Annotated in this window: 21 protein-coding genes; 9 read left to right on the top strand and 12 right to left on the bottom strand. The window is 67.6% G+C overall.

The genetic code is table 11. The features are described from left to right. The first annotated feature begins 140 nt into the window (after window positions 1-140). Window positions 141-902 carry an isoprenyl transferase gene (locus tag OIU93_RS01400; RefSeq protein ID WP_264268262.1) on the top strand — a complete coding sequence of 254 codons (762 nt, stop codon included), beginning with the start codon at window positions 141-143 and terminating at the stop codon, window positions 900-902. Between the two features lie 183 nt (window positions 903-1,085). After that, window positions 1,086-2,453, top strand: coding sequence for a PhoH family protein (locus OIU93_RS01395; protein WP_372342846.1), 1,368 nt, complete (start codon window positions 1,086-1,088; stop codon window positions 2,451-2,453). Window positions 2,454-2,484: 31 nt separating this feature from the next. On the opposite strand, the gene OIU93_RS01390 is transcribed toward OIU93_RS01395, so the two are convergent. Next, a complete protein-coding gene (locus tag OIU93_RS01390; RefSeq protein WP_264268261.1) occupies window positions 2,485-3,360 on the bottom strand; it encodes a hypothetical protein in 876 nt (291 codons plus the stop codon). A gap of 97 nt (window positions 3,361-3,457) precedes the next feature. On the opposite strand from OIU93_RS01390, the gene OIU93_RS01385 reads away from it, so the two are divergent. Together OIU93_RS01385 and OIU93_RS01380 are read left to right on the top strand one after the other, a co-directional pair. Further along, window positions 3,458-3,976, top strand: coding sequence for an A24 family peptidase (locus OIU93_RS01385; RefSeq protein WP_264268260.1), 519 nt, complete (start codon window positions 3,458-3,460; stop codon window positions 3,974-3,976). 51 nt (window positions 3,977-4,027) lie between these two features. Further along, complete coding sequence (locus tag OIU93_RS01380; RefSeq protein ID WP_264268259.1) at window positions 4,028-4,498, top strand: NUDIX domain-containing protein; 471 nt, start codon at window positions 4,028-4,030, stop codon at window positions 4,496-4,498. Between the two features lie 124 nt (window positions 4,499-4,622). Here the strand turns inward: OIU93_RS01380 and OIU93_RS01375 are convergent, their stop codons facing one another. From OIU93_RS01375 to OIU93_RS01355, 5 genes are all read right to left on the bottom strand, one after another. Then, complete coding sequence (locus OIU93_RS01375) at window positions 4,623-6,305, bottom strand: MDR family MFS transporter (protein WP_264268258.1); 1,683 nt, start codon at window positions 6,303-6,305, stop codon at window positions 4,623-4,625. Between the two features lie 56 nt (window positions 6,306-6,361). Then, window positions 6,362-7,039: a TetR/AcrR family transcriptional regulator gene (locus OIU93_RS01370; protein WP_264268257.1), complete on the bottom strand. Its 678-nt coding sequence runs from the start codon at window positions 7,037-7,039 to the stop codon at window positions 6,362-6,364. 170 nt (window positions 7,040-7,209) lie between these two features. Continuing rightward, window positions 7,210-8,622, bottom strand: coding sequence for a class II fumarate hydratase (locus OIU93_RS01365; RefSeq protein ID WP_264268256.1), 1,413 nt, complete (start codon window positions 8,620-8,622; stop codon window positions 7,210-7,212). Window positions 8,623-8,759: 137 nt separating this feature from the next. Beyond that, window positions 8,760-9,398 (bottom strand): carbonic anhydrase, encoded by a 639-nt coding sequence (locus OIU93_RS01360; RefSeq protein WP_264268255.1) that lies wholly within the window; start codon window positions 9,396-9,398, stop codon window positions 8,760-8,762. A gap of 98 nt (window positions 9,399-9,496) precedes the next feature. Further along, the gene (locus OIU93_RS01355) at window positions 9,497-10,180 is read right to left on the bottom strand and encodes a DUF4245 domain-containing protein (protein WP_264268254.1); all 684 of its coding nucleotides are present in this window, start codon (window positions 10,178-10,180) and stop codon (window positions 9,497-9,499) included. A gap of 173 nt (window positions 10,181-10,353) precedes the next feature. Here OIU93_RS01355 and glpX point away from each other — a divergent pair, with 173 nt between their 5' ends. Next, the gene (gene glpX, locus OIU93_RS01350; RefSeq protein WP_264268253.1) at window positions 10,354-11,376 is read left to right on the top strand and encodes a class II fructose-bisphosphatase; all 1,023 of its coding nucleotides are present in this window, start codon (window positions 10,354-10,356) and stop codon (window positions 11,374-11,376) included. A gap of 91 nt (window positions 11,377-11,467) precedes the next feature. On the opposite strand, the gene manA is transcribed toward glpX, so the two are convergent. From manA to OIU93_RS01330, 4 genes are read right to left on the bottom strand one after another with little or no spacing between them, the layout of a single operon-like run. Beyond that, the gene (manA, locus tag OIU93_RS01345; RefSeq protein ID WP_264268252.1) at window positions 11,468-12,724 is read right to left on the bottom strand and encodes a mannose-6-phosphate isomerase, class I; all 1,257 of its coding nucleotides are present in this window, start codon (window positions 12,722-12,724) and stop codon (window positions 11,468-11,470) included. A gap of 42 nt (window positions 12,725-12,766) precedes the next feature. Beyond that, entirely contained in the window at window positions 12,767-14,389 is a 1,623-nt protein-coding gene (locus OIU93_RS01340; protein WP_264268251.1) for an LCP family protein, read from the bottom strand. Between the two features lie 8 nt (window positions 14,390-14,397). After that, a complete protein-coding gene (purE, locus tag OIU93_RS01335; protein ID WP_264268608.1) occupies window positions 14,398-14,898 on the bottom strand; it encodes a 5-(carboxyamino)imidazole ribonucleotide mutase in 501 nt (166 codons plus the stop codon). A 29-nt stretch (window positions 14,899-14,927) separates the two neighbouring features. Next, window positions 14,928-16,073 carry a 5-(carboxyamino)imidazole ribonucleotide synthase gene (locus OIU93_RS01330; RefSeq protein ID WP_372342858.1) on the bottom strand — a complete coding sequence of 382 codons (1,146 nt, stop codon included), beginning with the start codon at window positions 16,071-16,073 and terminating at the stop codon, window positions 14,928-14,930. A 243-nt stretch (window positions 16,074-16,316) separates the two neighbouring features. Between OIU93_RS01330 and OIU93_RS01325 the strand changes: the two genes are divergently transcribed. Then, complete coding sequence (locus OIU93_RS01325; RefSeq protein ID WP_264268249.1) at window positions 16,317-16,883, top strand: GtrA family protein; 567 nt, start codon at window positions 16,317-16,319, stop codon at window positions 16,881-16,883. Between the two features lie 140 nt (window positions 16,884-17,023). Here OIU93_RS01325 and OIU93_RS01320 read toward each other — a convergent pair whose 3' ends face one another. Beyond that, window positions 17,024-17,758 carry a TIGR03089 family protein gene (locus tag OIU93_RS01320; RefSeq protein ID WP_264268248.1) on the bottom strand — a complete coding sequence of 245 codons (735 nt, stop codon included), beginning with the start codon at window positions 17,756-17,758 and terminating at the stop codon, window positions 17,024-17,026. A gap of 288 nt (window positions 17,759-18,046) precedes the next feature. On the opposite strand from OIU93_RS01320, the gene OIU93_RS01315 reads away from it, so the two are divergent. The 3 genes from OIU93_RS01315 to OIU93_RS01305 are packed head-to-tail and all read left to right on the top strand — an operon-like array spanning window position 18,047 to window position 23,846. Then, a complete protein-coding gene (locus tag OIU93_RS01315; protein WP_264268247.1) occupies window positions 18,047-18,577 on the top strand; it encodes a WhiB family transcriptional regulator in 531 nt (176 codons plus the stop codon). Window positions 18,578-18,606: 29 nt separating this feature from the next. Next, entirely contained in the window at window positions 18,607-21,990 is a 3,384-nt protein-coding gene (locus OIU93_RS01310) for a glycosyltransferase (protein ID WP_372342845.1), read from the top strand. Beyond that, window positions 21,987-23,846 (top strand): DUF5719 family protein, encoded by a 1,860-nt coding sequence (locus OIU93_RS01305; RefSeq protein ID WP_264268246.1) that lies wholly within the window; start codon window positions 21,987-21,989, stop codon window positions 23,844-23,846. Before OIU93_RS01310 ends, OIU93_RS01305 begins: the two co-directional genes overlap by 4 nt. Here OIU93_RS01305 and OIU93_RS01300 read toward each other — a convergent pair. Further along, the gene (locus OIU93_RS01300; protein ID WP_264268245.1) at window positions 23,843-24,358 is read right to left on the bottom strand and encodes a metallopeptidase family protein; all 516 of its coding nucleotides are present in this window, start codon (window positions 24,356-24,358) and stop codon (window positions 23,843-23,845) included. The genes OIU93_RS01305 and OIU93_RS01300 overlap by 4 nt on opposite strands. Window positions 24,359-24,367 lie beyond the last annotated feature (9 nt).

The raw sequence follows: 24,367 nt of genomic DNA, 5'->3' as shown, positions 1-24,367 counted from the left end.
GGCCGTTGTATGGGGTATTGCACCGTGCCATGCCCGCGTCTTGGCGCACCACCGGGGACGGAACCCGGTAGCGTTAAGCCATGCACGCGACCCGAGGGCGGTCGCATGTTGGCCCCCTATTTTTATGCAGGAGTATCGCCGTGGAACTTCCGGGATTCGTCTACCGGCTCTATGAGCGGCAGTTGCGGGGTATGTTGACCCCGGAAAAACTGCCGGCACATATTGGCGTGCTCGTGGACGGGAACCGGCGCTGGGCCAAGCTGTCAGGGCAAACCACGGCCAGCGGGCACCAGGCCGGCGCGGACAAGATCCTGGAATTCCTGGGCTGGTGCCAGGAGCTGGACATCAACCTGGTCACGCTCTACATGCTTTCCACGGACAACATGAGCCGCTCCAGCGATGAACTCGATGCCCTGATGGGGATCATTGCCAACACCCTGGACCGGTTGGGCGAGACCAAGACCGTTCGCGTAAAGCCGGTGGGCGCGCTGGACCTGTTGCCGGACTACCTGGCCAACAAACTGCGCGAGCTGGAAGCCTCGACCGCCGGTGTCACCGGGATCCACGTCAACGTCGCCGTCGGCTACGGCGGCCGGCAGGAGATCGTCGATGCCGTCAAGGCGCTGCTGCTCCAGGGACACGCCAACGGGCTGGACGCCGCGCAGATCGCCGCGGACCTGGATCCCGACCAACTGGCCACCCACCTCTACACCAAGGGCCAGCCGGACCCCGACCTGGTCATTCGCACCTCGGGCGAACAGCGCCTTTCAGGGTTCCTGACGTGGCAGAGTGCCTACAGCGAGTTCTACTTCTGCGAGGCGCTGTGGCCCGATTTCAGGCGCGTGGACTTCCTGCGCGCCCTGCGCGACTTCGCCGACAGGCAACGCCGCTTCGGCTCCTGACCCGTGGTTTCCGGGGCGCGTCCCACGCTGACATCCGGGCGATGCCAAATCTTCATCTTCTCTTCACCGCGGCACTGTCCAAACCGTAGGTATGGCCGAAGCATTCGGCGTATGTTGAGCGTAACGGGTGATGAAGCCGTCATTGCCCGCTGAACGGGGCAGCACTCCCCGCGAGGAGCCACAGTGGTAGCGAAACAGGAAATCCCATCAACCGCCCCCGCCGTCTCGGCAGAGACTGCCACCCAGGCGGCATCGGCGGCAGGTACCCGGACATTCGTCCTGGACACCTCGGTGTTGATCGCAGACCCCCACGCCATGTTGCGCTTTGCCGAACACCATGTGGTCCTGCCGTTGACAGTGATCACCGAACTCGAGCACAAGCGCAACGACCCCACGCTGGGCTATTTTGCCCGCGAGGCACTGCGGACCCTTGAGGAGCTGGGCCGCAAGAACGGCGGGCTGGCCAATGACATGGAGGTCGGCAAGCAGGGTGGCACCCTGCGCGTGGAACTGAACCACATTGCGTCCAACGTCTTGCCGGTGGGGTTCCGCAACGCGGACAACGACACCCGCATCCTCTCCGTCGCCAAGGCCATGCTCGACGGGGGCCTGGATGTCACGCTGGTGTCCAAGGACACTCCCATGCGCATCAAGGCCTCGGCCATGGGCCTGACGGCGGAGGAATACCGCAACGAGCTCATTGCCGACTCCGGCTGGACCGGCGTGCACGAGATGGACGTGAGCCAGGAGGACATGTCCGCGCTCTACTCAGATGAATCCCTTGAGCTTGAGGAAGCAGCCGATCAGCCGGTGAACACCGGGCTGATCCTGCACTCCCCGCGCGGCTCGGCCCTGGGCAGGGTGGACCGCAACCACCTGGTGCGCCTGGTGCGCGGAGACCGCGAGGCCTTCGGGCTGCGCGGCCGCTCCGCCGAACAGCGCCTGGCCCTGGACCTGCTGCTCGACAAGGAAGTCGGCATCGTCTCGCTCGGCGGCCGCGCCGGCACCGGCAAATCGGCGCTCGCACTGTGTGCAGGGCTCGAAGCGGTCATGGAACGCCGTGAGCACCGCAAGATCATGGTCTTCCGCCCGCTCTACGCGGTCGGCGGCCAGGAGCTGGGCTACCTCCCCGGCGCCGAGGCGGAGAAGATGAACCCCTGGGCGCAGGCCGTGTTCGACACCCTGGGCTCGGTGGTCTCCAAGAACGCCATCGACGAGGTCATGAGCCGGGGCATGCTCGAGGTGCTGCCGCTGACCCACATCCGCGGGCGCTCGCTGCACGACGCGTTCGTGATCGTCGACGAGGCGCAATCGCTGGAGCGCAACGTGCTGCTCACGGTGCTCTCGCGCATCGGGCAGAACTCCAAGGTGATCCTCACCCACGACGTGGCCCAACGCGACAACCTGCGGGTGGGGCGGCACGACGGCGTCGCGGCGGTGGTCGAGCAGCTCAAGGGCCACCACCTCTTCGGGCACGTGACCCTGACCCGCTCCGAGCGCTCCGAGATCGCCGCGCTGGTCACCGAGCTGCTTGAGGACCGCATCCACTAGCCGGGTGCAACTCCGGGGCGCGCCCGCGGTCCTAGGCCGCCGGCCCGCCCCGGTGCCGTGCGCTGCCCGGAGTCTGCGGCCCGGGGGTGTCGGCCAGCCCCGGGATCGGCCACACCGGTGCATGCCGCACGTCGCTGAGCGAGGCCAGTGGCTGGGTGAAAAGCCCGTCGATCATGTATTCGTCCACGGCGGTGATGACCGCCCGGTGTTCGAGCCCGGCGTCAGGACCGTCGAGCACCCGGCGCAGCACGCAGACGCCGGTGGCCCGGTCGAGGCGGATCAGCGTGAGGCCGGTGCCCAGCAGCGGCGCATCGTCGATGACCGGGGCGTAGGAATGGCCGCGGGAGAGTTCTGCCTCAAGGCATTCGCGGCCCGATTCGTCCCTGAACACCCGCAGCGAGTGGATGGTGCTGGGATGGGGGAAGGCCATGTCGGCAGGACCCGGTGCGAAGCCGGCGATCTCGACCGGATCCAGGAACGCACTCCACAGGCCCACGGGCATCAATGCGTTGCCATAGGCGGCCTCCGGCCGCCGGGAGACCAGGCCGTCGTCCCCGTACACCGGGGCCAATAGTTGGGGCGGCAACAACCAGCTTTTGCGGGTGGCCGCCACGAAGCCGGCATCGCGCGAATCGTAGATGTGCTCGGTGCGGAAGAGCACCGCACCGTCCCCGTCCTCGACACGGATGGCGTCGGGGCGCCTGATCAGCACCGTGAGGTGCGTGGGCAGGCTCGGGGCGGCAAAGGCCAGCGCCTGCCGTTCCTTGTCGGTGACGCCGATCCGGATCTGGAGGGTGTTCCACAGCCAGGGGGAGGACCGGGCGAGCCGACGAAAATGGCCCATGAGCTCCTTGCCCGGGGCCCTGTCGGGGTCGGGGAATACGTCAGCGCCATGGTGCTGGTCCATGCCTTCAGTGTAGCGAGGAGTCACATTGCGGGGGATTGTCCCGCCGGTGGCGTGCCGCCGCGGTCGGCGGCGGCGGGCACCGCGTAAGGTTTGGCCCATGCCGCAACTCATCCTGCAGTGGTTTGCCGCCGACCCGGTCCTGGCCACGGTGGCGGGAATCCTGGCAACGCTGGCCTTGGCGCTGTACCTGGTCAACGCCGTGCGCCTGACCATCATCGACTTCAAGTCGCACCTGCTGCCCAACCGCATCCTGGGCCCGTGGTTCATCGCCGCCCTGGCGCTGCTGGGCGCTGCCGCATTGTTGGCCGGGGAACCCATGATCCTGCTGCGCATGGTGCTGGGAGCGGTGATCCTGTTCGCCGGTTACCTGGTGCTGCACCTGATTGCGCCCGCGGGCATGGGGCTGGGGGACGTGAAGCTCGCCGCCGTGCTGGGACTTTACCTCGGTTTCCTCTCCTACACCCACCTGTTGTGGGCCACCGCCTTTGCCTTCATCATCGGGGCCCTCTGGTCGGTGGTGTTGCTTTTGGCGCGCAAGGTCACGCTGCGGTCCTCCGTTGCCTTCGGCCCCTTCATGCTGGCGGGCGCGGCCCTTGCCCTGGCCGTGGCGGGCTAGCCAAGCCCGCGCCCGGAATCCACGAGACACGAAAGACACCGGAACACCGCCATGCCCACACCAGAATTCATCGTCCAAATGCGCCGGAAGATCGGAAACGATCCGCTATGGCTGCCCGGCGTCAAGGCCGTGGTGATCCACGAGGGCCGCGTGCTGTTGGTCCGCCGGGCGGACAACGGGCGCTGGACGCTTCCGGCCGGCATCCTGGAGCCGGGCGAGGAGCCCGCCGTCGCGGCGGTGCGCGAGGTGTTTGAGGAGACCGCGGTGCACTGCGCCGTCACCCGGCTGGTCGGGGTGGCAACCACCGACGAGGCGGTGTATCCCAACGGGGACCGCGCCCGATACCTGGACATCATCCTGGCCGGCGAGTACCTGGGCGGGGAGGCGAAGGTCAACGACGACGAGAACCTCGAGGTCGGATGGTTCGTGCTGGGCCAGCTGCCGGCACTGCCGCCCAAGCACCAACGCGCCATCGACTGGACTCTCGAGCCCAGGGAAGCCGGCCACTTCATCACCGGCTAGCCGGACCCGGCGAGGTTCCTGGTCGCAGGCGAAAGTGCCCCGCCAGACCTGCATCCATTCCCGGTCAGGGGAGCGGTTGGGGGGTCGTGCGGGGCACCGGCGCCGGGGGGAGGGAGGTTCGGACCTAGCGGTCGGTCTCCGGCGACCGGTCGTTGTCAGGACGAGCGCCGGAATCTGCCGCGGACACCTTGGTGCCATGGCGTTCCGCATCTTCCAACGCCTGGGCCTCCTCGCCGCCGATGGCCTCGCCTCGTGCCACCATCCCGGCAGTGTCCGAGAGCTTGACCTGCTTGAGGAAGAGCGCCAGTACGAAGGCGATGAGGATGAACGGGATCAGGTACCAGAACACCGGTGCCAGCGAATCTGCGTAGGCGGTGACGATGCCGTCCCGGACGACCTCGGGCAGCTGCGCCATGGTCTGCGGATCCAGGGTCGCGGTGGCGTTGCCGGCATCCGTGGCGCTGGCGCCGGCGCCGGTGAAGACCTCGGTCAGCTTCTCGGAGAGCCGGTTGGTGAACATGGCCCCGAAGATCGCCACGCCCAGCGACGCACCGACCTCGCGGAAGTAGTTGTTCGTGGAGGTCGCGGTGCCCACCATGGCCGGATCCACGGCGTTCTGCACCACCAGCACGACGACCTGCATGATCAGTCCCAGGCCGGCACCGAACACGAAGAGGTACACGCAGATCAGCCACAGCGGGGTGGCTGCCGAGAGCGAGGTGAAGGCGAGCATCGCCAGCGCGGTGACCAGGGCGCCGGCGATCGGGTAGCCCTTGTACTTGCCGGTCTTGGTGATCGCGATGCCCGAGAAGATGCTGGTGCCCATCAGGCCGACCATCATCGGGACCATCAGCAGCCCGGAGACCGCGGCGGAGGTTCCCGAGGACATCTGCAGGAAGGTGGGGACGAACGCTATGGCAGCGAACATGCCCAGGCCCAGGGTGAAGCCGATGGCCGTGGCGTTGACGAAGACCGGGTTCCTGAACAGCGACAGCGGGATGATCGGGTCCTCGGCATGTGCCTCGACGATGACGAAGAGCACGATGGCGGCGAGCATGCCCACGCCCCAACCCCAGGTTTCCATGGCGCCCCAGCCGTGGTTTTTCGAGCCGCCGAAGTCGGTGAAGAAGATCAGGCAGGTGGTGGCGATCGAGAGCAGCAGCACGCCGAGGATGTCGATTTTCTTGGTGGCCTTCTTGCTCGGCAGCTTCAGCGCGAACCAGGCGATCAGGAAGGCGCCGATGCCGATGGGGATGTTGATGTAGAACGCCCACTGCCAGGTCATGTGGTCGACGAAGAAGCCGCCCAACAATGGTCCGGCGACGGCCGAGAGACCGAAGATGGCGCCCAGCGGGCCCATGTACTTCCCGCGCTCGGAGGCCGGGACGATGTCGGCGATGATGGCCTGCGAGAGGATCATCAGCCCGCCGCCGCCCAGGCCCTGCATGGCGCGGAAGAACACGAACATCCAGAAGGTGCCGGCGAACGCGGCTCCCACGGAGGCCAGGGTGAACAGCGCGATGGCGATCAGGAACAGGTTGCGCCTGCCCAGCACGTCGCCGAACTTTCCGTAGATCGGCATCACGATGGTGGTGGCCAGGAGGTAGGCGGTGGTGATCCAGGCCTGGTGTTCGACTCCGCCGAGCTGGCCCACGATGGTGGGCATGGCGGTGGAGACGATGGTCTGGTCGAGGGAGGAGAGCATCATGCCGGCGATCAGCGCGGAGAAGATGATCCAGATGCGCCGTTGCGTCAGCAGCAACGGCGCCGGGCCCGGGGGTGTGCGGGGCGCGGTGGTGGTGGACATGCGGTGGTGTTCCTTGCGTGTGTTGGGAAAGATGAGTGGCGCGTCGGACCGTCGGGTCAGGGGGCGGGGGGATGTTCCCCGTGCAGCAGGGGCTGGCCGAACAATTCCCGGGTCTGGCGCATGACGGAGAGGAATTCCTCCTCCAGCGATGGCCCGTCGGGTGAGGCCAGGTAGCGTTCGATGGCCCGGTGGGTGGCGAACTGCAGGGCGTGCGCCAGCATGCCGATGCCGCTGTGGTCGGCTTCGACTCCTTCGCGCCTGGCCACCATGGCGGTGAATTCCGCTTGGCGTTCCGGGCCGACCTTCATCATGCGGGCCAGCAGTTCCGGCTCGCGGTGCAGGATCGTGAAGAAGCCGTGGACACCGCGGATCTCGGCGTCGTCGATGCGCAGCTGTTCCCGCACCAAGGCCACCAGGTCGGCCAGCAGGGTGGGGGAGATGCCCACGGTGCCGACGGGCCGGGCGTTCATGAACCGCTCGAGCGCCTCGGCTGGCAGCCCGTCCTCGGCGTGCCCGAAGACGGCGTCGAGCTTGGTGGCGAAGTAGTTGAAGAAGGTGCGCCGCGAGATCCCGACGCGGGCGCAGAGTTCCTCGACGGTGAACCCCGCAAAGCCGTTTTCCGCCGTCAGCTCGCGTGCGTTCCGCGAGATGGACAGCCGGGTTTTCAGCATGCGGGCGCTGAGGCCCGGCGGGGTGCCCGGCTCGCCGACAACCCCAATTGCACTATTCTTCATAGAGTGCAGTTTTGCACTATTGGCTGTTGGGTGCAACTTAAGTGGGCCCCCTCACGGAACGCCCCAGCGTCCCTCGGCTGCCCGCCGGGACACGCAAACGGCGGCCCGCCGAGGAATGGATAGACATTCCTCGACGGGCCGCCGCTGCTTGCGGGGGTGTTGGGTTGGTGTCAGTGCTTGCCGGTCATGGTGGTGACATCGAGCAGTTCATCGAGCTGCGCCTCGGTCACCTCGCCGCGCTCCACGAAGCCCAGCGCCACCGTGGCCTCGCGGACCGTGAGCGAATCGGCCACCGCCTTCTTGGCGATCTTCGCGGCGCTCTCGTAGCCGATGAGCTTGTTTAGCGGGGTGACGATGGAGGGGGAGGCCTCGGCCAGGAAGCGGGCGCGGTCCACGTTCGCGGTGATACCGTCGACCATCTTCGTCGCCATGACCCGGGTGGTGTTGCCCAGCAGGCGGATTGACTCGAGCAGGTTCGAGGCCATCACCGGCATGCCGACGTTCAATTCGAACGCCCCGTTGGTCCCTGACCATGCGATCGCGGTGTCGTTGCCGATCACCTGGGCGGCGACCATGATCGCTGCCTCGGAGATCACCGGGTTGACCTTGCCCGGCATGATCGATGAGCCCGGCTGGAGGTCGGGGATCGCGATCTCGCCCAGGCCGGTGTTCGGTCCGGAGCCCATCCAGCGCAGGTCGTTGTTGATCTTCATCAGCGAGATTGCGATGTTGCGCAGCTGGGCCGAGGCCTCGATGAGTCCGTCGCGGTTGGCTTGGGCCTCGAAGTGGTTGCGGGCCTCGGTCAGCGGCAGGCCGGTGTCCGCGGCGAGCAGCTCGATGACGCGTTCGGGGAAACCCTCGGGGGTGTTGATGCCGGTGCCCACCGCGGTGCCGCCCAAGGGCACCTCGGCCACCCGCGGAAGCGAGGCCAGGATGCGCTCGACGCCGTAGCGCATCTGGGCGGCGTAGCCGCCGAATTCCTGGCCCAGGGTCACCGGGGTCGCGTCCATCAGGTGGGTGCGCCCGGACTTCACCACGTCCTTGAACTCGACTGCCTTGGCCTCCAGGGATGCTGCCAGCACCTCGAGGCCCGGGACGACATCGCCCAACAGCCCGGCGGTCGCAGCGACGTGAACCGAGGTGGGGAATACGTCGTTGGAGGACTGCGAGGCATTGACGTGGTCGTTGGGGTGCACCACGGTGTCCGAGCCGGCCGCGGCCAGTGCGCGGGTGGCCAGCTCGGCCAGCACCTCGTTCATGTTCATGTTGCTCGAGGTGCCCGAACCGGTCTGGAACACGTCGATGGGAAAGTGTTCGTCGTACTTGTTGGCGGCGACCTCGTCGGCGGCCGCCATGATCGCGTTCGCCCGCTCGGCATCCAGCACGCCCAATTCCAGGTTGGCGCCTGCCGCGGCCTTCTTCACCTGGGCCAGCGCGCGGATGTGCGTGGCCTCGAGCTTCTTGCCGGAGATCGGGAAGTTCTCCACGGCCCGCTGGGTCTGGGCCCGGTAGAGGGCTGCGGCCGGTACGCGGACCTCGCCCATGGTGTCGTGTTCAATGCGGAAGTCTGCAGAAGTGTCCATGCCAGACACGCTACGCCGCATGCACCCGGTTCGGCAGTGGCCGGGCGCACAGTTCACCCCAATGGCGAACGCGGGAATAAAAAGCGCCCGCGGCAGGTCCCGGGAAACCGGTCCGGCCGCGGGCGCGGAGGTGCCGGCTAGAGGATGCCGAAGCCGGAGACCATTTCCGCCTTGCCCTCGGCCAGGCGGTAGGTCACCCCGATCACCGCGGTGCGGCCCTCCTCCACGGCGGAGGAAACGATGCGCGACTGTTCCACCAGGCGGTGGCTGGTCTGCTGGACGTGCTCGACGACGGTGGTGTTGACGTCGCGGATGCCGTTGCGCCGGGCGGTGATCACCGACGGGGTGATGTGCTCGACGAGGTCGCGGATGAAGCCAGGGGGCATGGTTCCGCTTTCCACCGAGTCGATCGTTGCCGTCACGGCGCCGCAGGAGTCGTGGCCCAACACCACGATCAACGGGACGTTCAGCATGGCGACCGAGTACTCCAGGGAGCCCAGGGCCGCCGAGTCGATCACGTGGCCTGCGGTGCGCACCACGAAGACGTCGCCCAGGCCCAGGTCGAAAATGATTTCTGCAGCGAGACGCGAATCCGAGCAGCCGAAGATGACGGCAAAGGGGTGCTGCTTGTCCACCAGGAACTGGCGGCGCAGCGCGTCCTGGTTGGGATGGTCGGTTTGGCCGGCCACGAAGCGGGAGTTGCCCTCGCGCAGTTTGCGCCAGGCTTCTGCGGGAGTCAGCTCAAGGTGGTCGACGGAGACGTCGGAATCATTCATGTTTTTTATCTTAGACGCCCGAGGCAGGGCACGCCGGTGAATGCATTGTGTCGAATATCTCATCCGGGCGCCGTGGCCGGATGCTGTGGGGGCGGGAGCTAGTTGGCGGGGATCTCTTGCTGGGCCAGGCGGGCCAGCTTGTCGAGGGTGTCCAAGCCGCTGTCACTGGTCAGCACGATGGTGGAGGCCCCGCGCGTCGAGACCAGTATTTGGTCGTTGTCCTTGGTGCGCAGTTCCCAGTCGGTCCCGTCTACGGTGTGGGTGCCGGCGGGGGTGGCGTTTTCGGTGGCCGCTGCCAGCCATGACGGGTTGGCCCCGGCTGTCTGCTTGACCCACACGAACTCGTCGTCCTTGGTGACGACCCCGAATTCCCAGTACTTGATTCCGTCGACATTCCCGGTGATCCAACGCGCGAAGTTCACGTAGTCGCCCTCGGGAAGGTTCGGTGCCCAGGGCGTGAAATCCGCATCCGCCGCGGCCTGCGAGGCAACATCGGCGACATCCACCGGCGCGCGGAAGGTCTCGGCCTTGTCCGCCGGGTTGATGAGGATGACCGGGACCGCCACCGCCACGGTGAGCAACACCGAAATGATCATGCCCTTGAGTGTTTGGTTGGCGCGCTTGGCCTGCTTGGGAGTCAGCACCGGCTTGACGGGCTGCTGCGCATCGGCAGGTGCCGAACCAAGCCCGTGCGACGGCACGGCCGTGTCCGCGGACGCCGGGGTGTTGGCGGATGCTGGGGTGTTGGCGGGTACGGCTGGGCCTTCGGGGTGTTCACTCACCCCTCCATTCTCGCGCATCCGCCGCGCAGAATCTAAACGGGCGGCCCCGGGCTCCGCAGGCTGCCGGATGCGTCGCACAAGTCGTAGCCAACGGGGAGTAAGCGGCGACGGGAGATATGATGGGAGCTGTTGGCCCCTCGGCAAACTAACAGATCTCAACGACGAGGAAGACCGTGACTGAAGCCACGAATTTTGCCCACCTGTCCCCACGACTTTCAGTCGGCGACGCTGAACCGGACCGCAACCTTGCCCTTGAGCTGGTGCGTGCCACCGAGGCCGCCGCCATCGCCTCCAGCCCCTGGGTTGGTTTCGGCGACAAGAACGCCGCCGACGGCGCTGCCGTCGACGCCATGCGCTCGCTGCTCTCCACCGTGTCCTTCAATGGCGTTGTCGTCATCGGCGAAGGCGAAAAAGACGAAGCCCCGATGCTGTTCAATGGCGAACGCGTGGGCGACGGAACCGGCGCCGAATGCGACGTCGCAGTTGACCCGATCGACGGCACCCGCCTGACCGCCTTGGGCATCAACAACGCACTCTCGGTGCTGGCCGTTGCCGACCGCGGCTCCATGTTCGATCCCTCCGCGGTCTTCTACATGGAAAAGCTTGTCACCGGGCCCGAGGCTGCCGAGCTGGTTGACCTGCGTCTGCCGGTCAAGCAGAACCTGCACCTGATTGCCAAGGCCAAGGGCAAGAAGATCAACCAGATCACCGTGTGCATCCTTGACCGCCCGCGCCACGCGGGCCTGGTCGACGAGATCCGCGCCGCCGGCGCACGCACCAAGTTCATCATGGACGGCGATGTTGCCGGCGCCATTGCAGCCACCCGCGAGAACACCGGTGTGGATGTGCTGATGGGCATCGGCGGAACTCCCGAAGGCATCGTCACCGCCTGCGCCATCAAGTCGCTCGGCGGCATCATCCAGGGCCGCCTGTGGCCCACGGACGACGACGAGAAGCAGCGGGCCATCGACGCCGGCCACGACCTGGACCGGGTGCTGACCACCAACGACCTGGTCACCTCCGACAACTGCTACTTTGCCGCGACCGGCATCACCGACGGCGACCTGCTGCGCGGGGTGCGGTACAAGAACAACCGCATCCACACCCAGTCGATCGTGATGCGCTCCAAGTCGGGCACCATCCGCATCGTCGACGGCGAGCACCAGTCCGACAAGTGGGAAGCCTACACGCGCTAGACCACACCGGCGGCAGTGCCGCCCGGACATGGCGAGGCCCGGCAGGAAGTGATTCCTGCCGGGCCTCGCTGCGTCGTGGCTGCCGCGGGACCTAGGGGAGCGGCTGCGGCGTCACGGCGAAGGCACGCCCCGCCGCATTGGCGCTGCGCCGAGCCATGGCCGGGGCCTCGTTGGCGCCGATGAACAGCGAATCGCCGCGGCGCAGCAGCTCGTCCCCGCGCGGTGTGTCGATGAGCACCTCTCCTTCAATGCAGAGCACGATGACCGGGCCGTTGGCGGCCACCGGCACGTCCCCGCCGCCCATGTCGGCGGCATCGGCCACGGCGTCCAGCTCGATGTGCTGGAGCTGGAACTCGGCGAAGGGCGGGGTGAAGACCTGCTGGCCGTACATGGTCTCGGTGGCTTCCAAATGCGGGACGCCCAGGGCCTCGAAGCTGCTGACGCGCAGCAGCTCGGGCACGTCGATGTGCTTGGGGGTCAATCCGCCGCGCAGCACGTTGTCCGAGTTGGCCATGACCTCCACGCCGAGCCCGCGCAGGTAGGCGTGCACGTTTCCGGCACCCAGGTAGATGGCCTGCCCGGGTTCCAGCACCACCAGGTTCAGCAGCAGCGAGACCAGCACGCCAATGTCTTCCGGGTAGTGTTCGTTGATCCGTGGCAGCTCCGCCAGCGAGGGGTGTTCGGCCAGTGCAGGGTTCGCTTCCACGGCGCGCAGCGCGGCGGCACCAAGCCGCCCGAGCTCCGGGGATCCGCCGAGCAGGTATTCGCAGCTCGAGCGCAGCGCCTCGGACTCATCGGGGTTCGAGAGCAGCGAGACGATCTTGGCGCAGGTTTCCGCCGGCTCGGCTTCCAACGCCGCGCCCAGGGTGCCAAAGAGACCGGCGGTCTCGGTGGGGGAGCGGAAGCCGCTCAGGGCGGCGAAATCGGTCAGCGCGTAGATCATTTCCGGCTTGTGCGAGCCGTCGCGGTAGTTGCGCCGGGGAGCATCGGAGGCCAGGCCCGCGGCATTCTCCGCCGCGTACCCGGCGGCTGCCTGCTCGGCGGAGGGGTGCACCTGGATGGACAGCGGCTTGCCCGCTGCCAGCAGCTTCATCAGGAACGGCAGCCGGCCGTATGCACCGGCCACCTCGGGACCCAGCAACCCCTGGGGGTCGGCGGCTATCAGCCGGTCCAGGCCGGTGTCCACGCCACCGGGCTGTCCATCGGAGGCCAGCGAAGGAGCGGAAGGGTGGGCTCCGAGCCACATTTCTGCCTCCGGCTTGCCGCTGGGGTCGGTGCCCAGAAGCCCGCTGATGGCGCCGGTGGATCCCCAGGCATAGTCACGGATGGTGTTTGTCAGGCGATACATCGTTGTCCTTCAGGCTATGGGGGAATTATGTGCCCGGACGGGTCAGGGCACCGAGCATTCGTTGTTGTTGGCTGCGATTTTTGCCAGCAGGTCGGTGCGGCCGATTTGCTCGAGGGTGACCAGGTAGCGCTCGGTCAGCTCCGACCCGTCGGGCTGCGCCGTGGGTGCGTCGGAGGGTGCCGTGTTGATCTTGCCGGGCTCGGAATTCCGCTCGGTCCCGGAATCCTTGGTCGACTTTGCCGGCGCGGAGGATTCCTTCTCCTTGGCCGATTCCTTGGTTGCCTCCGCGGACTTCTTGGCCGGGGATTCGTTTTGCGCGGCGATGAGTTCGTCGATGCGCGAGTGGATCTCGTCGAACTTCGGGTAGGTGGAGAATTTGTCGCCCGCGGACCCGAAGTCGGGGGCACCCAGGGTCAGGCGCTTGAACGGGGTCTGGCGGGCCTTGTCGGCCAGGTTCAGGAACGATCCGAGCTGCTGCTGCGGAATGTCGGTTTCCACCAGTTGCTCGCCGGCATCCATGATCGAGGTGAAGCGCGTGAGCATGGTTTTGGGGCTGAACTGGGAAATCATGGCCTGTTGCAGGCACTGCTGGCGCGCGATGCGGTGGTAATCGGAGGTGAAGTCGCGCGAGCGGGCAAACCAGAGGGCCTGCTTCCCGGTGAGCGTCTGCTCGCCGGGGGCGAACCAGTGGGTGTTGACCGAGGAGTTGGGCCAGCTCTTGCCGTTGTAGGGGACCCAGCCGCCGGAGTCGACCTTGACCCCGCCCATGGCGTTGATGAACCCGGCGAACCCGGCCATGTCGATCATCACGTACGACTGGACCTTCAGACCCGTGCTGCCCTCGATGGCGTCCATGGTGGCTTCCGCACCGGGGTTGGCCGCATCCGGGTACAGGTCGGCGTGGTTGTCGGTGGCGTCGCGATAGATCGCGTTGAACAGGCACTCGTCCCCGCAGTTGTACCCCTCGGGGTAGATCTTGCGCATGGGGGAGTCCTTGGAGAACTGGGCGTTCTGCATATTGCGCGGGATGGAGATCAGCAACGACTTGCCGGTCTTGGCATCGACGGACAGCAGCGACATGGAATCGGTGCGCACCCCCTCGCGGTTGCCCGCCGAGTCGGCGCCGAACACGGCGATGTTGTAGCGTCCGTCAACCGGCTTGAAGGCAGGTCCGGCGGTAAAGACGCTGGAGATGGTCTCGCGGCCCTTGTTCATGACGAATGCGCCGTAGCCCAGGGACCCGGTGATGGCCAGGGCCACCACCAGCAACGTGGCGGTCAGCCCGATCCTGGCCCCGGGGGCCAGATACCGGGGACGGATGATCGCCAGCGTGTTCAGGAACATCAAAAGCCAGCCGGCTGCCAGCACCACCAGCAGCAACGAGGATCCCAGCTGCACCCAGGCCTGGGCAAAGAATCCAAGCAGCCAGTCGCGCTTGAGCAGTGCGAGCGCCAGCACCACCATGAGCAAAGCCCAGCAGGTGATGGTGACGCGCATGACGAACCCGCCAAGGGCGCGATTCCCGGAAACCCATTGGGCGCTGCCGGGGAAGAACGTTGTCAGCAGCAGCAGGAACAGTGCGCGCTTGGAGCGCACCGGTGCCGGCGCCGAGACGGGGTCCGGTAGCAGATCGGGGTCGTGGGACGAGCGGCGGGTCGATGTCATAGGGGTCCTTACGCGCCGGTGGCTTCGGAGGCGACGGCGGCCCGCAGGGCGGCGCCCTTGTCGGCTGCGACCTGGCGCAGCTCGGCGGCGAAGTCGATGAGTTTTTCCTGCAGTGCGGCGGCGAGCTCGTCAGTGCCGGTGGCGAGCATCCGCACTGCCAGCAGGCCGGCGTTGCGCGCCCCGCCGATGGAGACGGTGGCGACCGGCACGCCGGCGGGCATCTGGACGATGGAGAGCAACGAGTCCATGCCGTCGAGCGTCTTTAGCGGCACCGGAACGCCGATGACCGGCAGCGGGGTGACCGAGGCGAGCATGCCCGGCAGGTGGGCGGCGCCGCCGGCTCCGGCAATGATCACGCGGATGCCGCGGGTGTGGGCTTCCTTGCCGTAGGTGATCATGTCCTCGGGCATGCGGTGGGCGGAGACGACGTCGGCTTCGAAGGGGATGCCGAATTCGCGCAGCGCCTCGGCGGCCAGCTTCATGACGGGCCAGTCCGAGTCGGAGCCCATGACCAGGGAAACCAGGGGTGCGGGGGTGCTCAAGAAGTTTGTCCTTCGGTGGTGGATGCGGGGGCCGGGGAAGGCACGCCGTCACGGATCAATGAGGCCACGGTGTTGGCGCGGGCGCGCAGCGAGTCAACGGATTCCCCGGGTTCGGAGACCACGTTGACGTGACCGATCTTGCGTCCCGGACGCACGGACTTGCCGTAGGCATGGACCTTCACGCGCGGTTCGGCGGCCAAGGCGGCCTGGAACGCGGTGAACAGGTCCTGGTTGGCCCCGCCGAGGTAATTCTTCATCACGGTGGTCTCGGCCAGTGCGTCGGTGGCTCCCAGCGGCAGGTCAAGGACCGCGCGCAGGTGCTGTTCGAACTGGCTGGTGATCGAGCCGTTCATGGTCCAGTGTCCGGTGTTGTGCGGGCGCATGGCAAGTTCGTTGATGACGAACCCGGCACCGGAGCCGGGGGTCTCGAAGAGTTCGGCGGCCATCACGCCGGTGACGCCGAAGGCCTCGGCGATGCGCAGTGCCGCCTGCTCGGCTGCCGCCTCGACGGCCGGGTCCAGGCCCGGTGCGGGGGCAATGACTTCGTCGCAGACGCCGTCGACCTGGATGGTGTGCACCACTGGCCAGGCCTTGGCCTCGCCGCCGGGGTTGCGGGCGACAAGGGCGGAGAGTTCGCGCGTGAAGGCGACCTTGTCCTCGGCCAGCAGTGCGCCGTTGACGAACCAATCCGCCGCCGCGCGGGCATCTTCTTCCGTCTCGATCATGCGCACGCCCTTGCCGTCATAGCCGCCGCGAGGGGTCTTCAGCACGATCGGCCAGCCGATCTTCTGGCCGAAGGCAACCAGCTCATCAACGGTTTCCACCGCTGCCCACTCGGGGTTGGGCAGGCCCAGCGCGGCGATGGCCTCGCGCATCACGAGCTTGTCCTGGGCATGGATCAGCGCGGCCGGGCGCGGCTGGACGTTGACGCCTTCGGCGATCAGCGCCTGCAGGTGCTCATTGGGCACGTGCTCGTGGTCGAACGTCAGGACATCGACTCCGCGGGCGAATTCACGTAGCGTCGCCAAATCCGTATAGTCACCTACCGGGGCGGAAGCAACACTGCGCGCGGCAGAGACATCCGGGCCCTCGGCCAGGATGCGTAGTTCGAAGCCGAGATTCAGGGCCTCGGGAGCCATCATTCGGGCAAGTTGGCCTCCGCCAACAACGCCAATCACTGGAAACATCACCCGCTTAGCCTACCGAACGCGGGGCCCAACCTATGTTGTCCATGGCGAGTTTGGACACCATTGGCGGTGAACATTCAGTGAACCGCATTAGAATAGTTTGGTTGGCCGTCCAGGGAAATGACGGCCCAACCGCACCGGACGCGCAGCAGCGAGCCACGCGGCATACGGTGCATTGAGACGAATCCATGGAGGATCATGCTGAAAGAGATCTGGCGCAAACTCTTGGGCCTGGCGTCCATGATGTGGCGCGAAGTCGCCAAATTCGGCGTGGTCGGGGGTGTCGCGTTCATCATCGACTCGGGCATCTACCTGTGGATGCTCGAGGGGCCCATGGATGACTCCGAGGTCAAGGCAAAAATCATTGCCGGCGTCGTGGCCACGATGTTTTCGTGGGTGGCCAACCGCTTCTGGACCTTCCGCCATCGCCGGCAGGCCAACGTGGTGCGCGAGCTCGTAATGTTCCTCATCATGAACGCCATCGGGCTGGGAATCGCCGCAGCATGTGTGTTCATCACCAAGTACTGGATCGGCCTGACCGACACCACCAGCCTGTTTATTGCGGGTTCCGTGGTCGGCCTGGTGCTGGGCACGATCTTCCGGTTCTTCGCCTACCGTTTCTGGGTCTTTGGCGAGGAAATGGATGCCGAAGAGGAATTTGCCCACGACCGCGAGCTGCTGCACGTCGGCCTCGAGCCGGCTGATGCGGAGCGTGGAGCTTCCGCGCCGCCCCGGGCCCCGGGAACGCCTGACGGCGTCGTCTAGTGCCGGTGGGCCCGGCACGTTGATACCTACAGCCCCGGGATGTTCCCCCTCTTGCTTCTCCACCACCGGCGGAGGGAAAAGCCAGGGAGCATCCCGGGGTTTTTCATGCCCGCCGGAGGCCGGGCCCTTGGCTTGCGGACCTATGATTCCCGATCCAGGCGCGTCACCACGCGTTCGCCGCCGAGCAGCGAGTCGCTGATCTTTACGCCGTCTTCCACCAGAACCACAGGGTTCCCCGCGCTCCACAGCGACACCAGGACCGGAAGGAGCCGTTCCAGCGGCCACGCGGTGCTCAGCAAGGTGGTGCCGCTTGCCCCGGTTTCGGGCAGCTCGGCGAACAGCTGGGTGTAGGCCATCGAGCCGGCGGCCCCCTGCAATGCCGTGGCGGACGTATCGATGGGGGAGGGGTTGAACGAATCCGCGTAGGCGCGGACCTCTGAGGCGTAATCGGTGGCACCAACCGGCAGCGGGCCGTCGAAGGCCATGGCCAGGGCCGGCAGGGGAACGGCGATGACCTCGACGCTGCCGTTGACTGCTAGGGTTTCCGTGTCGGCGGTAATAAATATGTCGACATCTCCGGGATCCGTTCCGGGGGCCACGCAGCGCACTTCGGCGCCCAGGTGCCAGCACGCCAAGGCCAGCGCCGCGGACTTCCAATGGCCGGGCATGTCGGTGGCAACAATGCTCCCCGGGGCTAAATCGAATTCTTCGTGCAATAGGTTCGCGCTCTTGGCGACCCAGTTGTCAAAAACGCGTCCACTGAGTTCCACGCGTTCCCCGCCCTGGGAGTACCAGGTCAGGTACGGGTGGGTGGAATGGCGCATTGGAGCGAGCAGTGATTCGACGGGAGATAACGAGTTGGTATCAATGGTCATGGGAAGCTCCTTGTCAAGCCTGTGAATTCCCCGGGAATCCGGGGTTGGGCAAAATCGTGTGTGATCACGGCGAAATCTCGGGCGTGGCGTGACTCCAAATCTACGACATGTGTGGCTAAAATCGACGGCCGCACTTGACGCAACGGGAGTTACACCAGTGTAATTAGATAGTGCACCGTCAGGGAGAGAGAAATTGTCTCGTGACGGCTTTTTCTTGGAAGGCCGTCGACGTCGCTCTTATGGGTCATATTAGGTATCAAGTTCGTAACGGCGGAAGGTTAGTAAACCATGGGAAACGTGGATCGAAGCTTCAACGAGGCCGCAGCGACGGCGCCTACGCCACCTTATAGCGGGGGCCGAAGCGTTCCGGCGGACTGGTTTGTCGATCCGGCCGAGACAAGCCGGGAACAGGAAGCCGACGGTTCGCAGGGCTTGACTCCCGCAGAGGAGACAGCCGCATTCCTGTTGGCGCACGATGCAGCCAGCGATCTGGTCGCTGACCCGACTCCCTCGTGGGCACCGAGCTTCGATGCCATGCCCGACGGCAAGAGCCCGGCCCAGGCCATCTGGATCGGCCTGGGTGCCGAGGACGAAGAAGGCGAACTGGGCTGGCAGTCCGAGGCGCTGTGTGCACAGACCGACCCCGAAGCATTCTTCCCCGAAAAGGGAGGATCGACCAGGGACGCCAAGCGCGTCTGCGGCGCCTGCAATGTGCGCTCCGAATGCCTTGAATATGCACTGACCAACGACGAACGGTTCGGAATTTGGGGCGGACTGTCCGAGCGTGAACGTCGTCGCTTGCGGAAACGAGCAGTCTAATTCTCCCTACGATCCACGTCACCGCCATTGTGGCTGCCCACAATGGCGCAGCTTTTCTCCCCCGGACCCTGGCCGCCCTGCGCGATCAAACACGACTGATTGACCGCTTCGTCGGCGTCGACGCGTCGTCCACCGACGGTTCCGCCGACCTCCTGCGCCGGCAACTGCCCTCCGACGCGACCTTGCTTCAGGTCCCGGAGCACAGCTTCGGGCACTCGGTGATGGAAGCCGTGCAATCCCTCGGTGAGCCGCGCAAGGGGCGCACCGAATGGCTCTGGCTGATCCACGACGACTCGGTGCCCGAACTCAATGCCCTGGAAAAGCTCCTCACCGTGGTCGAGGCCACCGAGTCGGTCACCATCGCCGGGTGCAAGCAGCTTGATCTTGACTCCCCTCGCCGCCTGTTGGATGTGGGCCTGGGCATGAACAAGCATGCCGAGCGGCTGACGCTCATCGAGATCGACGAGGTTGACCAGGGCCAGTACGACGCCCGAACCGACTCCTTTGCCGTGACCAGTGCCGGAATGCTGATCCGCCGTGACGTCTTCGAGGCCCTGGGCGGTTTCGACCCGGCGCTGCCGGGACTGGGCGACGACATGGACCTGTGCTGGCGCAACCGCCTCATGGGCAACCGCGTGGTCATCGTGCCCGCAGCCAAGATCCACCACAAGGCAGCCGTGGTCCGCGCCCTGGCAGGACCGGCCGAAACCCGCCGCGCCGAGGTGTTCATGCGCCTCAAGCACGCCCCGGCCTGGGCCATCCCGTTCCTGGTCATCGGAGCGGTGCTGGGCGGGATCTACCGCTTCCTGCTCTCGCTGCTGGCCAAGGACCCGGGGTACGCCTTCGGCCAGTTGGGTGCCACCTTCAGGGCCGTCGGAACCCCGGTCAAGCTCTCCAGGTCCCGCTCCGCGGCCGCCGCCACCCGGCGTGTCCCACGCAAGTCCATCGCCCGGCTGCTCACCGATCAGGACCTGGTGCGCGAACACCGCAAGCACATGCTCGACTCCCTCGATGGCGAAAGCGTCTACGGGGACGGGACCGGCGCCACCGCCGCCCAGGTCCCCAGCGGGGACGCCCGCAACGATTTTGCGGCGCTGGCCGCACCCAACCGCACCTCTTCCTTCGTCAGTGCCATCATCGCCGTGATTGCCACCCTGGCCGCGTCGCTGGTGGGTTTGCGCGCCCTGATCGGCGCCGAAGCAGTGGCCGGCGGGGCAATGCTCCCGCTCTCCACCAAGGCCTCCGAGATCTTCGCCAACGCCACCTCCTGGTGGGCCGACCTCGGGGCCGGCAGCCCCGCCGGCGGGGACCCCATCGACTACGTGTACTGGCTGGCCGCCCTGGCCGGCGGCGGAAACGCCAACGCCGCGGCCGTGGTGCTGACCCTGCTCGCCATGCCGCTGGCGGCGCTGGCCGCCTGGCTGGGCCTGGCCGCGGTCACCCGTTCCCGGGCCGCGCGCATGGTCGGGGCCCTGCTCTGGGGCCTGGCCCCGGCACTGCAGGTTTCGCTGGCTTCCGGCCGCGCCGGCAGCGTGCTGGTCCACGTCCTGGCACCGCTGTTCCTGCTGGCGCTGCTGCGCTCGGTCGGAGCCGCCATTGACTTCCGCACTGGCCGCGGAAACCGTCCGCTGCCCGCCTCGCGCCCGGGCACCGGAATGGTTCCCTCCTGGACCGCCGCCGCGGCGGCCGCCCTGCTGCTGGTGGCCATCACTGCGGGTTCCCCCGCCGTTGGCCTTGCCCTGGTCGTGCTCATCGTCCTCGCGGCCATCGTGCTCCGCTCCCGTGCCCGGACCCTGTGGTGGGTGCCGCTTCCGGCACTGGTCTTCCACCTGCCGCTGGTCATCGCCGCGCTGGGCAACCCGCGCGTGCTGCTCACCGATCCCGGACTGCCCCTGCCCTTCGCCCCGGCACCGCTGTGGGCCCAGGGTCTGGGTTTCCCCACGGCCTTTGACCCGCTGGGAACCCCTGCCGGATTCGGCTTCCTGCCCGCCGGGCCCTGGGCACTGGTGCTGGCGCTGCTGGTCGGCGCCCCGCTGCTGGCCTTCGCGCTCACCGGGCTCTTCGCCGGGGGCCGCAACAACTCCGCCTCGCTGGCCCGTAGCCTGTGGCTCGGCGGCGTGCTGATGCTTGCCGCCGGGTACGGTGCCTCGCTGGTGCCCGCCGCCGTGGCCGGGAACACCTTCGTCGCCGCCTTCAACGGGCCCTTTGTCTCCTTCTTCGCCCTGGCGCTGGTCTTTGCCGCTGGACTGGGGATCTCCGAGATCCGGGACGAGCGCCGCCAGGGCGCACCGCCGGCCACCGGTGCGCGCACCGCTGCCACCGGAACCCTCGCCTGGGCCTCGGCCCTGCTGGGAATCTCCGTGTTGGTCGCCGGCGGGAACTGGATCGTGGCACAGCTCCCGGCTCCTGCAGGTGTTGCCGCGGGAACCGACCTGGGCACCACCAGCGCCCTGCAGGCGGTATCCGCCCGCACCCTTCCCGCCACCGCCGCCGACCGCGGACTGGGACCCTACGAGGACCGCACGCTGGTCCTCGCGCAGAACGGCGGCGGGGCGGTCAGCGCAGCACTGATGAACGGGGCAGGCACCACCGCCGATGCCCTGTCCCAGCCCGCAGCCGCAAACCGCCTCATCGGCAACGTGCCGGCCCCCGCCCTGCGTGAATCGGACGACGCCGACCGGCTCATCGAACAAACGGTTGCCACGCTCGTCTCCGACTCCGCCCTGGACCCGCGCGCGGAACTGGCGTCCCTCGGCGCCGGGTTCGTCGTGCTGCAGGATTCCCGGGCCACGGCCTCGGCGCTGGTGGCACGCCTCGACGCGGTGCCCGGCCTGGTCCCGGTGGGACAGACCGAAGCCGGATGGCTGTGGCGCGTGGAACCGCTTGAGCGGATCCCCGGCGTGGACAACGCCACCGACTCCACCGCCCGCGTGCGCATCGTGGCGGGGGACAAGACCGTGGCACTGCTGCCTTCGCACCGCGGGGAAGTCACCGCGGCAACTGTCGAACCCGGCGAGGCCGGCCGGGTGCTGGCGATGGCCGAACGCGCCGACGCGGGCTGGAGCGCAACCCTGGACGGGGTAGAGCTCAAGCGCCTCGCCGTGGGCGCCGAGGCCGGCGGCGCAACGGACGCCACCGGGACGGGCGTGGAAAACGCGCAATGGGCGCAGGGCTTTGAGCTCGGTGCCGCCGGCGGCACCCTGGAAGTGCACTACCTGAGCCCGTACAAGCTCCCGGTGGCCATTGCCCAGCTGGTGGTGCTGCTGCTGACCCTGCTGTTGGTCATCCCCATCCCGCGCAGCCGCCGTTTTGCCGCGCGCCGCCTGGATGAATACCGCACCCGCGGCAACGCGGAAAGCATTGACGAGCTCGACCGCGGGCACCATGGGGCCCACGCCAAGGAGACGAAGTGAAAAACGATTCCCGCAAGGCACGACGCGAAGCCGATCGCGTAGCCCAGGCCGCCCGCGAAGCCGCGGGACTGGCTCCGGGTGCCGCACTGCCCGCGGAACGGGACCAGGTGCCCGCCCCCGTGGCCGCAGCGCCACCGGCCCCGGAATCCGCCGACACGGCAACGCCCGAATCGGCGACAGCACCCGCGGCCGTCGCGGAGCCCGCCAAGGACGCGGAGACGGACCCGAAGACCGAGGCTGCCTCCCCGGCGCCCGCCCCGGAGCGCGTCCACCGTGCCAAGACCCGCGGCAGGGCCTTGGGCCTGGTGGGCTCGCTGGGGGTGCTCTGCCTGGGCGCCGCGGCCATTGCCGCCGGATCGGTGTTTCCTCCCGCCACCGCCGCCACCGGCACCCCGGTCGCCCTGACCTCGCTGCCGGCGGGAGACGCGCTGGCCAGCTGCCCGGCGACGATGAAGCTGTTCACGGGCGCCGGTTCCGGTGTCGACCCGGAATTCGCCCCCGCATCCAAGGACGCCAGGACGGGTGTGCGCGCCGCGGTGCTCTCGGATTCCGCTGGCCGCATTCCGGGCACCGAAATGCTCAGGAACGATGCGGGCGTCGAGGCAACCATCGCCCCGCGGCTGTCGGCAGCCGAGGCAGCGAAGGCCACCGGCGCCGGCGCCGACGGCACCTCCGAGCGCAAGGGTGCACCGGGCGCGGTGAGCAACTACGCCGAGTCCCTCACGGTGCACGCCCAGCCGCTGGGCGGGGTGCAGTCCCTGGTCTCCGCCGTGCGTTCCTACTCCGCCGCCGACGGGGACCTTGCAGGGCTCGCCGCCGCGGGCTGCACGGCCCCGTCGGCCGAATCCTGGCTCACCGGCGCGGTGACCACCCCCGGATCCACTGCGGTGCTGAACCTGGTCAACCCCTCGGCCTCCGTCGCCCAGGTGCGCGTTGACCTGCGCGGTGCCGACGGCATGGTCTCCGCACCCAGCCTCGGCGCGCTGGCGGTGGCACCGGGCGAGTCCAAGTCGATCATCCTCGCCGGGTACGCGCCGAACGAGAAGGCCCTCTCGGCCAAGGTCACTTCCTCGGGCGGGCGCATCAACGCCACCATCCAGCAAAGCACGTTGCGCGGGCTGGTCCCGGGCGGCGTCGACTATCTGGGTGGCTCGGCAACGGCCAACAACACCCAGGTGATCCCCGGGGTGGCGATCCTGGACCCGAAGCTTTCCGGCGAGCTGGCCAAGCCTGCGGCCAACTCCGACGCCGCCGCCGAACTGGTGCTTGCAGCGACCTCCGCCGAGGGCGCCACCGTCAAGGTGCGGGCCCTTGGCCGCAACGGCGAGGTCCCGATTCCCGGCGGCGGGGAAGTGGTGGTGGCCTCCAACGCCACCGCACGCATGCCGCTGGGCGGGCTTCCCGCCGGGCAGTACACCATCGTGGTCGAGGGCGACTCTGCGGTGAGCGCGAGCGTGAAAATGGTGCGCGGCACCAAGGCAAACGAACCCATCGACCTGGCCTGGGCCGGTGCCGCCAACCGGCTGGGCAGCGAAAACCTGATGGTGCTTCCGCCAGTGGGCAGGTCCACGCTGGTGCTCAACGCCCCCGAGGACACCGCCACCGTCTCGGTGCGCGCGCTGGGTGCCGACGGCAAGCTCTCGGCAACGCGGAACATCGAGCTGTCCGGTGGCAAGACCGTCGCGCTGGCCGCCAGCGACTTCGGGGCCGGCACCACGGCCCTGGTGCTCTCGGCCACCGGAGCCCCCGGCTACGCCTCCGCGGTGGTCCAGGACGGTGCCTTCGGGATTGCCGCGGTGCCGGTCAGCGACGCAGCACTGGGAAGCAAGGGCGTCCAGGTCCTGCTGCGCGACTAATCGTCCGGGCCGGCATCCCAGGACCCGTACCCGGGGTCAATGGCTTGCGGGTCCATGGCCCACAGGTCGGCCAGTTGTTCCACGATCGCCATGTGCACCATCTCCGGAAGCAGCTCGGGGCCGTGGCCGCACGCCTCCTCGATGGGGCGGCGGTAGAGCGTGACGCGTTCGGGGCGGCCGGGCCGCGCCGAACGGCTCGTGGCCCACGGCACCCGGGTCCCGGCAGCCCGCGCACGCTCCAGCACCTTGGCGGCGGGGACCATCATGATGCGGAAGTCGATGGCCGTCACCCGCTCGCCCCAGCGGTCGGCCAGACGCTCGGCCGATTCAACCAGCAGGTCCTCGAAGCGCTCGGCCCGGGTGCGCGACCCGGGCAGCGGTGCCAGGAGCAGTGGTCCGCGCCGGCCGCGTCCGTGCCGGTTGCGCTTGCGGTCGGCGTATCTCCGGGTACTCCCGCTGTGCAGCGAGGACGGATCGCGCCCGTCCAAATCGATCGACAGTTTTCCGGACATGACACCTAG

Source organism: Paeniglutamicibacter sp. ZC-3 (assembly GCF_025847175.2).
In the GTDB taxonomy this organism is placed as follows: Bacteria; Actinomycetota; Actinomycetes; order Actinomycetales; family Micrococcaceae; genus Paeniglutamicibacter; species Paeniglutamicibacter sulfureus.
This window is presented reverse-complemented; position numbering and strand designations above follow the sequence as displayed.

What these genes read in the sequence shown, in the direction of transcription:
- OIU93_RS01390 (WP_264268261.1), bottom strand. Translation starts at nt 3,360, where the DNA reads ATGGACCAGCACCATGGCGCTGACGTATTCCCCGACCCCGACAGGGCC.
- OIU93_RS01385 (WP_264268260.1), top strand. Translation starts at nt 3,458, where the DNA reads ATGCCGCAACTCATCCTGCAGTGGTTTGCCGCCGACCCGGTCCTGGCC.
- OIU93_RS01380 (WP_264268259.1), top strand. Translation starts at nt 4,028, where the DNA reads ATGCCCACACCAGAATTCATCGTCCAAATGCGCCGGAAGATCGGAAAC.
- OIU93_RS01375 (WP_264268258.1), bottom strand. Translation starts at nt 6,305, where the DNA reads ATGTCCACCACCACCGCGCCCCGCACACCCCCGGGCCCGGCGCCGTTG.
- OIU93_RS01370 (WP_264268257.1), bottom strand. Translation starts at nt 7,039, where the DNA reads ATGAAGAATAGTGCAATTGGGGTTGTCGGCGAGCCGGGCACCCCGCCG.
- OIU93_RS01365 (WP_264268256.1), bottom strand. Translation starts at nt 8,622, where the DNA reads ATGGACACTTCTGCAGACTTCCGCATTGAACACGACACCATGGGCGAG.
- OIU93_RS01360 (WP_264268255.1), bottom strand. Translation starts at nt 9,398, where the DNA reads ATGAATGATTCCGACGTCTCCGTCGACCACCTTGAGCTGACTCCCGCA.
- manA (WP_264268252.1), bottom strand. Translation starts at nt 12,724, where the DNA reads ATGTATCGCCTGACAAACACCATCCGTGACTATGCCTGGGGATCCACC.
- OIU93_RS01340 (WP_264268251.1), bottom strand. Translation starts at nt 14,389, where the DNA reads ATGACATCGACCCGCCGCTCGTCCCACGACCCCGATCTGCTACCGGAC.
- purE (WP_264268608.1), bottom strand. Translation starts at nt 14,898, where the DNA reads ATGGGCTCCGACTCGGACTGGCCCGTCATGAAGCTGGCCGCCGAGGCG.
- OIU93_RS01330 (WP_372342858.1), bottom strand. Translation starts at nt 16,073, where the DNA reads ATGATGGCTCCCGAGGCCCTGAATCTCGGCTTCGAACTACGCATCCTG.
- OIU93_RS01325 (WP_264268249.1), top strand. Translation starts at nt 16,317, where the DNA reads ATGCTGAAAGAGATCTGGCGCAAACTCTTGGGCCTGGCGTCCATGATG.
- OIU93_RS01320 (WP_264268248.1), bottom strand. Translation starts at nt 17,758, where the DNA reads ATGACCATTGATACCAACTCGTTATCTCCCGTCGAATCACTGCTCGCT.
- OIU93_RS01315 (WP_264268247.1), top strand. Translation starts at nt 18,047, where the DNA reads ATGGGAAACGTGGATCGAAGCTTCAACGAGGCCGCAGCGACGGCGCCT.
- OIU93_RS01300 (WP_264268245.1), bottom strand. Translation starts at nt 24,358, where the DNA reads ATGTCCGGAAAACTGTCGATCGATTTGGACGGGCGCGATCCGTCCTCG.